The following is an 8,991-nucleotide window of genomic DNA, read 5'->3' as shown; positions in this document are numbered from 1 at the left end:
CGGCCCGCGGCGCGGTGCCGGCCCCGCCGGGGCTCACTGCCCGGCCATCGCCGCCTCGGCGGCCTTTTCCATGTCGGCCGCGGGCAGGCGCGGCGGCGTGACCCCGGCAAGATCGCACCAGGCGTCGAGCAGGCCCGAGAAGTCCTTGCCGCCATACCCGCGCGAGCGCGCGATCTGCAGGCATTCGCGCGCCGCCGTGCCCATCGACAGCGGCACCTTCAGCTCGGACGCGGCCGCCAGCGCGAGGCCGAGGTCCTTGTGCGCGAGATCGATCTGGAAGCCGGGCGAGATGTCGCCCTTCAGCACCTTGTTGGGGAAATTGGTCTTGAGATGGCCATTGGTCGCGGTGGTGCCGTTGATCACCTCGATCGCCATCCCGAGATCCAGCCCGAAGCGCTGCGCCAGCGTCAGCGTCTCGGCGTTCAGCTGCGCCAGCGCGATGGCGAGGTAGTTGTTCACCACCTTCATGCGGATGCCGGTGCCCGGGCCGCCGCAATGGTGGATCGTGGTCCCCATCGCCTCGAGCATCGGGCGCAGCCGCGCGAGATCGCCCGGCGCGGCGCCGACCATGAACAGCGACTGCCCGGCATCGGCATGCTGCGCCAGCCGCCCGACGGGGGCGTCGGCGAAGGCGATGCCGGCCTTGGCCAGGGCCTGGGCGATGCGGTCGGTGACCAGCGGGTCGATCGTGCTCATGTCGACGACCAGCTGGCCCGGGCGCGTCGCGGGCAGCACCCGTTCGAGGATCACCTGCGCCACGTCGTTGGAATTGGGCAGCATGGTGAAGACGACGTCGGCCTCGGCCACCACCGCCTCGATCGAGCCGCCGGCGCGGCCGCCCGCGGCGACGAGCGCCGCGATCGAGGCCGGGTTCAGGTCGTGGCCGGTGACCGCGAAGCCCTTCTTCTGCATGTTGATGGCCATGGGCCGGCCCATGCGGCCAAGCCCGATGACTCCGATCCTGTCAGTCATGTTCTCTCTCCTCCCTCGAAGACCGCGGCGGTGCGCGCGGCCGGTGCCATCTGCTGGGGCGCCGTCCGCCCCCTCCCCAGGGGCGGGCGGCGCGCGGCCGTCACGCTCAGGGCGTGATGTAGGCGGTCTTGACCTGGGTGTAGAATTCGACCGCATAGCTGCCCTGCTCGCGCGGGCCATAGCTCGACTGCTTCCGGCCGCCGAAGGGCACGTGATAGTCGACCCCCGCCGTGGGCAGGTTGACCATCACCATCCCCGCCTGCGCATTGGCCTGGAAGTCGCGGGCGTATTTCATCGAACTGGTGCAGATCCCGGCCGACAGGCCGTAGTCGGTGTCGTTGGCCACCGCCAGCGCCTCGTCGTAGTCGCGCACCCGGATCACGCTGGCGAAGGGGCCGAAGACCTCTTCGCGGTTGATGCGCTGGGTGTTGTCGGTGCCGGCGAAGAGCGTGGGCGCGACGAAATGGCCGCGGGTCCCGGCCGAGACCAGATCGCCCCCCGCCGCCGGCACCCCGGCCTCGGCGCGGCCGATCTCGATATAGCCCATGACCTTGTCGAACTGGCTCTGGTCGATCACCGGGCCGATCTGGGTGGCGCCGTCGCCGGCATTGCCGACCTTGAGCGCCTTGACCCGCGCGGCCACCGCGGCGACGAAGCGGTCGTGGATGCCCTCGGTCACGATCAGCCGGCTGGACGCGGTGCAGCGCTGGCCGGTCTGGAAGAAGGCGCCGTTGGTGGCGATGTCGGCGGCCCGCTCGACATCGGCGTCGTCCAGCACCACCTGCGGGTTCTTGCCCCCCATCTCCATCTGCACCCGGACCAGACGCTCGGCGCAGCGCACCGCGATCTTGCGGCCCGTCGCCGACGAGCCGGTGAAGGACACCGCGTCCGCCCCCTCGACCACCGCGGCGCCGATGTCGGGCCCGGCCCCGATCAGCATGTTGAACACCCCCGCCGGCAGGCCCGAGGCCTGCACGATCTCGGCGATGGCGACGGAGATGCCGGGCGTCTTCTCGGACGGCTTCCACACCACGGCATTGCCGAAGGCGAGCGCGGGCGCGAGCTTCCACAGCGACACCGCGATCGGGAAGTTCCAGGGCGTGATCAGCCCGACGACGCCCACCGGCTCGCGGGTGATCTCGACATCGACGCCCGGGCGCACCGATCCCACCTTCTCGCCGCGCAGGCGCAGCGCCTCGCCGGCGAAGAAGCGCGCGATGTTGCCCGCGCGCACGATCTCTCCCAGCGCGTCGGGGATGGTCTTGCCACCCTCGCGCGACATGATCCGCGCCAGCTCGTCCTTGCGGGCGAAGATCGCCTGCGCGATCGCCTCGAGCACGACCGAGCGCTGCTCCAGCGTCTGCGCCCGCCAGCCGGGCTGCGCGGCGCGGGCGGCGGCGAAGGCCTCCTCGACCTCGGCCGCCCCGGCCATCTGGTAGCGGCCGACCAGCTCGTCGAGGTCGGACGGGTTGTAGATCTCAAGCGGGGCTTCGCCGCCGCGCCAGGCGCCGTTGATCAGGTTCTTTGCGTGAATCACTTGGCCATCTCCTCCAAACATCAGCGAAAACAGTGTCTTGCGTCGTGTTCTCAGCCTGCGTCGGCCCCGCCTCCCCGGCGCCGTTCAACAAATCTGTAGCACCACGCCAAGTTGCATGCTAGTTTTGAATTGTGTATTCACACAGTGAATTGGCGGTGGGGGAGCATCGCCATTCGGGGAGGAGGACCCATGAAGCGCAGAGATTTCCTGAAGAATGCCGGCCCCTTGACGCTTGCGGCGGGGGTGGCGGCGCCGCTGGCCACGCCGGCGCTGGCGCAGTCGATGCCCGAGGTGAACTGGCGACTCGTGTCGAGTTTCCCGGCCAATCTCGACGTGCTCTACGGCTGTTCGACGACGCTGGCCGAGACCGTCGCCGAGATCACCGAGGGCAAGTTCAAGATCCAGACCTTCTCGGCCGGCGAGATCGTGCCCGGCCTGCAGGCCTTCGACGCGGCCGCCAACGGCACGGTCGAGGTCGCGCATTCGGCCTCGTACTACTACACCGGCAAGGACCCGGCCTTCGCGCTGGGCACGCACGTGCCCTTCATGCTCTCGACCCGGCAGCAGATGGCCTGGGCCGAGCAGGGCGAGGGCCGCGAGATGCTGGCCGAGTTCTACGACGGCTACGGCGTCGTCGCCTTCCCGGGCGGCAACACCTCGACCCAGATGGGCGGGTGGTTCCGCAAGGAGATCGCGTCGCTCGACGATCTCAAGGGGCTGAAGTTCCGCATCTCGGGCCTTGGCGGGCGCGTGCTGGAAAAGCTGGGCGCGGTGCCGCAGCAGATCGCGATCAGCGACATCTACCCTTCGCTCGAACGCGGCACGATCGACGCGGCCGAGTTCAACGGGCCCTATGACGACGAGAAGCTGGGGCTCTACCGGGTGGCGCCGCACTACTATTACCCGGGCTTCTGGGACGGCACCTCGATGCAGCACTTCTTCGTCGGCAAGTCCGCCTGGGAGCAGCTGCCCGAGGGCTACAAGGGCGCCTTCAAGGCGGCCGCGGCCAAGGTGCAGGTCACCTCGATCGCGCGCTACGACACGCTGAACCCGGCCGCGCTGCGCAGGCTCGTGGCCAATGGCGCGCAGCTGCATTCCTTCCCGGTCGAAATCCTCGACGCCGCCTATGACGCGACGATGGAGATCTACGAGGGGCTCGCGGCGGAAAACCCGTGGTTCGACAAGATGTGGAAGAGCCAGCTTGCCTTCCAGCGCGACGTGACGACCTGGAACCAGGTCTCGGAACTGGCCTACGACCAGGTGGTGCTGCGCGAACTGCGCCGCGGCTGAAGGCCGCACCCGCACCCGCCCCCAGCGCGCGCGTCCGACGACGACCCGGTCCGTGCCTGCAGGAACCGCCCCGCCCGGGCGGCGCCGGCAGGCATGACCCGGGCGCGCGCGCCCCACCGCCGACCGCCGCCGCCAGCGCCCGGAGCCGCCATGCCCCCTCTTCGCCTTCTCTGTCGTCTGATCGACGGGCTCAACGAACGCATCGGACAGGCGACCGCCTGGCTGATCCTGGTCTCGATCCTGGTCAGCGCCGGCAACGCGCTGGTGCGAAAGGTCCTGTCCCAAAGCTCGAACGCCTGGCTCGAGCTGCAGTGGTATCTCTTCGCCACCGCCTTCCTGCTGGGCGCGGCGCATGTGCTGCGCCGCAACGGCCACGTGCGCATCGACATCGTGGCGGGCGCGCTGGCGCCGCGGACGCGGCTGTGGCTCGACCTGGCGGGGCACCTGCTGGCGCTGATGCCGCTGTGCCTGCTGCTGGTGATCGAGGGGCTGCCGTTCTTCCTGCGCTCCTGGGCGGTGGAGGAGATGTCGTCGAACGCGGGCGGGCTGCCGCTCTGGCCGGTCAAGGCGCTGGTGCCGCTGGGCTTCGCGCTGCTGCTGGCGCAGGCGCTGTCCGAGACGCTCAAGACGCTCGACCTGCTGTTCTGGGGCGGGCCCGGCCCCGCGTCCGGCGCCGGTACGGAGACGGGGACCCAGACGGGGACGGGAACGGGAACGGATCCCGCCCCGACCCCGGGCGGCCACGCAGCCCGGGCGGAGGCACGGCCATGATCGAGATCCTCACCCACAACATGGCGCCGCTGATGCTGGTGGCGCTGATCTTCCTGCTGATGTCGGGCTATCCGGTGGCCTTCGGCCTGTCGGCGACGGGGCTGCTGTTCGCGGTGATCGGAATCGAGCTGGGGATGTTCGGCGAGAACTTCCTGCGCGCCCTGCCCGACCGGATCCTCGGGGTGATGGCGAACGAGACGCTGCTGGCGATCCCGTTCTTCACCTTCATGGGGATCGTGCTGCAGCGATCGCGCATGGCCGAGGACCTGATCGACACGATCGCGCAGCTGCTGGGGTCGCTGCGCGGAGGGGTCGCCTATGCCGTGCTGTTCGTGGGCGCGCTGCTGGCGGCCACGACCGGGGTCGTCGCGGCCTCGGTCATCTCGATCGCGCTGATCGCGCTGCCGGTGATGCTGCGCTACGGCTACGACCGCCGCCTTGCCTCGGGGATCATCATGGCCTCGGGGACGCTGGCGCAGACGATCCCGCCCTCGATCATCCTGATCGTGCTGGCCGACCAGTTCGGACGCTCGGTCGGTGACGTCTACCGCGGCGCGATGGTGCCGGCGCTGCTGCTCGTCGTGCTTTACGGGCTTTACATCTTCGTTCTGACGCGGCTGCGCCCCGAGGCCGCCCCCGCCGTGCCGCCCGAGGCGCAGCACCTGCGCGAACCCGACGGTCGGCTGGGCCTGCCCTCGCTGCTGGCGTGCCTCGCGGGGCTCGCGCTCGGGATCGCGGGCGCCGTGCTCGCGCTCGGGTGGCTGGTGCCGCAGATGCGCACGATCGATGCGCAGGTCTACGGCACCGGGCTTGCGGTGCTGGGCTGCTACCTGTTCGCGCAGGCGAACGGGCGGCTGAAGCTGAACCTGCTGTCGCGCATGGCCGAGGCGGTGATCGTCTCGCTGATCCCGCCGCTGGCGCTGATCTTCCTCGTGCTCGGGACGATCCTGCTCGGGATCGCCACGCCGACCGAGGGCGGCGCGATGGGCGCGGTGGGCGCGCTGATCCTTGCCGGCTCGAAGGGCCGCCTCGACTGGCCGGCGCTGAAGGACAGCGTGCAGCAGACCGCGCAGCTTGCCACCTTCGTCATCTTCGTGCTGATCGGCAGCCGGGTCTTCGCGCTGACCTTCTACGGGCTCAACGGCCATGTCTGGGTCGAGGAGCTGCTGCTGGCGATGCCGGGCGGCGTGATCGGCTTTCTGGTCTTCACCAACCTGCTGGTCTTCGTGCTGGGCTTCTTCCTCGATTTCTTCGAGATCGCCTTCATCCTGATCCCGCTCGTGGCCCCGGCGGCCGAGACGCTGGGCATCGACCTGATCTGGTACGCGGTGATGCTGGCGGTGAACCTGCAGGCGGCCTACCTGACGCCGCCCTTCGGCTTCGCGCTGTTCTTCCTGCGCTCGGTCGCGCCGCGCGACGACTACGAGGACCGCGTCACCGGCCGCAGCATCGCCGGCGTCTCGACCGCCGAGATCTACCGCGCGGGCCTCGCCTTCGTGGCGCTGCAGGTGGTGATGATCGGGCTGCTGATCGCCTTCCCGCAGATGGTGCTGCACTACAAGGGCCCCGCCGTCGACGCCGCCGACGTCAAGATCGACATCCCGATCGGCGACGACCCCTTCGGCCCCACCCTCGGCTTCTGAAAGGCGATCGCGTGTACGAGCTTCTGGACGACCTTCGCGTGACCGAGATCTCGGCCTTCGTCGCGGCGCCGCTCGCGGGGCTGCAGCTGGCGCAGCTGGGCGCCGAGGTGATCCGCATCGACCAGATCGGCGGCGGCCCCGACTTCGGCCGCTGGCCGCTGGCCCCCGGCGGCGCCAGCCTGTTCTGGGAAGGGCTGAACCGCGGCAAGCGGTCGGTCGCGCTCGACCTCTCGCGGCCCGAAGGGCAGGAGATCGCGCGCGCCGTCGCCACCGCGCCGGGGCCGGGCGCGGGGCTTCTGGTCACCAACCTGCCGGTCGCGGGGTTCCTGGCCCATGACCGGCTCGCCGCGCTGCGCCCCGACCAGATCACGCTGCGGGTCATGGGCTGGCCCGACGGGCGCAACGCGGTCGACTACACGATCAACGCCAGCCTCGGGCTGCCGATGATCACCGGGCCCGAGGACGATCCCCGCCCGGTCAACCACGTGCTGCCGGCCTGGGACCTGATCACCGGCACGACCGCGGCGCTGGCGCTGCTGGCGGCCGAACGGCAGCGCCGGCGCGACGGCACCGGCGGCGAGATCCGCCTGCCGCTGTCCGACATCGCCGTCTCGACGCTCGCCAACCTCGGGATGCTGGCCGAGACGGCGGTCACCGGCCATGACCGCGCCCGGGCGGGCAACCACCTGTTCGGGGCCTTCGGCCGCGACTATGTCGCCGCCTGCGGCGCCCGGATCATGCTGGTGGCGCTGACCGCGCGGCAATGGCGCGGGCTGGTGCGCGCGCTCGACATCGGGGCCGGGGTCGCGGCGCTCGAGGCGCGGCTCGGCCTGTCCTTCGACCGCGACGAGGGGCTGCGCTTCCGCCACCACGCGGCGCTCGACCCGATCGTCGCCCGCGCCGTCGCGGCGCGGCCGCTGGCCGAGCTGGCCCCCGCGCTCGAGGCGGCGCAGGTCTGCTGGGACCGCTACCGCGGCCTGTCCGAGGCGGTGGCCGAGGACGCCCGCCTCGTCGCCGCGAACCCGGTCTTCGCCGACCTCGCCCAGCCCAGCGGCGCCACCTATCCCGCCCCCGGCTTCGCCGCCAGCTTCACCGCGCGCCCGCGCCGGCCGCCGCGCCCCACCCGGCCGATCGGCGCCGACACCGACCGGGTGCTGGCCGAGGTGCTGGGCCTCGGCGAGGGCCAGATCGGCCGGCTGCACGACCAGGGCCTGGCCCGGGGCCCCACGGCCCCGGACGCCGCCCTGCCCGGCACCGCATCCCCCGCCCCGTCCCGTTCCGCCGCACGAGGAGCCCGCCGCAGATGACCCCCACGGATACCCTGACCGATCCCCTGGCCCAGATCCCCGCGGGCGCTTCCGCCGCCGCCGACGCCACGGCACGCGCCGAAGGGCTCGCCGCGCTTCAGGCGGCCTTCGGCCCGCGCCTGTCGCGGCAGGCGGCGGTGCGCGCCCAGCATTGCCACACCGTGAACTGGATCCCGCCCGAGCCGCCCGACGCGGTGATCTGCCCGCGCTCGACCGCCGAGGTGGCCCGGATCGTCGAGATCTGCGCCGCGCACCGGCTGCCGGTGATCCCCTTCGGCGCCGGCTCCTCGCTCGAGGGTCATGTCAACGCGCCGCGGGGCGGGGTCTGCCTGTCGCTGCGCGAGATGGACCGGATCCTCGAGATCTCGCCCGCGGACATGTCGGTGGTGATCCAGCCCGGGGTCACCCGCAGCCGCCTGAACGAAGAGCTGCGCGCCACCGGTCTCTTCTTCCCGATCGACCCGGGTGCGGACGCGACGCTGGGCGGGATGGCCGCGACGCGCGCCTCGGGCACCAACGCGGTGCGCTACGGCACGATGCGGGACATGGTGATGGGGATCGAGGCGGTGCTTCCCGACGGGCGGGTGATGCGCGCGGGCGGCGCGGCCCGCAAGTCCTCGGCCGGCTACGACCTGACGCGGCTGCTCGTCGGCTCCGAGGGCACGCTCGGGATCCTGACCGAGCTGCGCTTGCGCCTTTTCGGTCAGCCCGAGGCGGTGGCGGCGGGCATCGCGGCCTTCCCCGATCTCGAAAGCGCCTGCAACGCCGTGATCCTCACGATCCAGATGGGCCTTCCCGTCGCGCGGATCGAGCTGATGGACGAGATGCAGATCCGGGCCTGCAACGCCTATTCCGGGCTGTCGCTGGCCGAGCGCCCGACGCTGGTCTTCGAGTTTCACGGCAGCCCCGCCGCCGTCGCCGACGAGGTCGCGCAGTTCCGCGCGCTGGCCGAGGAGATGGGCGCGACCGGGGTCGAGCATGCGACCGATCCCGACAGCCGGCAGCGCCTGTGGAAGGCGCGCCACGATGCGCATTGGGCCAATCTCGCGCTGAGGCCCGGGGCGCGCAACATGACGACCGATGTCTGCGTGCCGATCTCGCGGCTGGCCGACTGCGTGGCGCGCACGCAGGAGGACCTGCGCGCAAGCGGCATCACCGCGACGATCGTGGGCCATGTCGGCGACGGCAATTTCCATGTCCTGCCGCTGTTCGACCCCGGGGACGCCGCGATGCTCGGGCGGATCAAGGCCTTCGTGCACCGCCTTGTCGACCGGGCGCAGGCGATGGGGGGCACCTGCACCGGCGAGCACGGCATCGGCCAGGAAAAGCGGCGCTATCTCGAGGCGGAGACCGGCGCGGTCGCCCTGTCGGCGATGGCGGCGATCAAGCGGGCGCTCGATCCGCACGACATCATGAACCCGGGCAAGATCCTGCCCTGAGGCCGGGACGGCCCGCCATCGGCACCGCCCGG

General features: G+C 71.4%; 7 protein-coding genes. 5 read left to right on the top strand and 2 right to left on the bottom strand.

Translation table 11 applies throughout. The features are described 5' to 3' along the window. Nucleotides 1-33 precede the first annotated feature (33 nt). Both V8J39_RS18880 and V8J39_RS18875 read right to left on the bottom strand, forming a co-directional pair. Nucleotides 34-972, bottom strand: coding sequence for an NAD(P)-dependent oxidoreductase (locus V8J39_RS18880; protein WP_336462513.1), 939 nt, complete (start codon nt 970-972; stop codon nt 34-36). Between the two features lie 106 nt (nt 973-1,078). Next, a complete protein-coding gene (locus tag V8J39_RS18875) occupies nt 1,079-2,530 on the bottom strand; it encodes an aldehyde dehydrogenase family protein (protein ID WP_442902615.1) in 1,452 nt (483 codons plus the stop codon). A 168-nt stretch (nt 2,531-2,698) separates the two neighbouring features. Here V8J39_RS18875 and V8J39_RS18870 point away from each other — a divergent pair, with 168 nt between their 5' ends. The 5 genes from V8J39_RS18870 to V8J39_RS18850 all read left to right on the top strand — a co-directional run bounded on the left by V8J39_RS18870 (nt 2,699) and on the right by V8J39_RS18850 (nt 8,959). After that, a complete protein-coding gene (locus V8J39_RS18870) occupies nt 2,699-3,799 on the top strand; it encodes a TRAP transporter substrate-binding protein (RefSeq protein ID WP_336462511.1) in 1,101 nt (366 codons plus the stop codon). 150 nt (nt 3,800-3,949) lie between these two features. Continuing rightward, nucleotides 3,950-4,570, top strand: a complete 621-nt coding sequence (locus tag V8J39_RS18865; RefSeq protein ID WP_336462510.1) for a TRAP transporter small permease subunit — start codon at nt 3,950-3,952, stop codon at nt 4,568-4,570. Beyond that, nucleotides 4,567-6,213, top strand: coding sequence for a TRAP transporter large permease (locus V8J39_RS18860; RefSeq protein WP_336462509.1), 1,647 nt, complete (start codon nt 4,567-4,569; stop codon nt 6,211-6,213). Before V8J39_RS18865 ends, V8J39_RS18860 begins: the two co-directional genes overlap by 4 nt. An 11-nt stretch (nt 6,214-6,224) precedes the next feature. Then, the gene (locus V8J39_RS18855; RefSeq protein WP_336462508.1) at nt 6,225-7,520 is read left to right on the top strand and encodes a CoA transferase; all 1,296 of its coding nucleotides are present in this window, start codon (nt 6,225-6,227) and stop codon (nt 7,518-7,520) included. Next, on the top strand, nt 7,517-8,959 hold the full coding sequence (locus V8J39_RS18850) for an FAD-binding oxidoreductase (RefSeq protein ID WP_336462507.1): 1,443 nt from the start codon (nt 7,517-7,519) through the stop codon (nt 8,957-8,959). Before V8J39_RS18855 ends, V8J39_RS18850 begins: the two co-directional genes overlap by 4 nt. Nucleotides 8,960-8,991 lie beyond the last annotated feature (32 nt).

This window comes from Frigidibacter sp. MR17.24 (genome assembly GCF_037095655.1).
Taxonomy (GTDB): domain Bacteria; phylum Pseudomonadota; class Alphaproteobacteria; order Rhodobacterales; family Rhodobacteraceae; genus Frigidibacter.
This window is presented reverse-complemented; position numbering and strand designations above follow the sequence as displayed.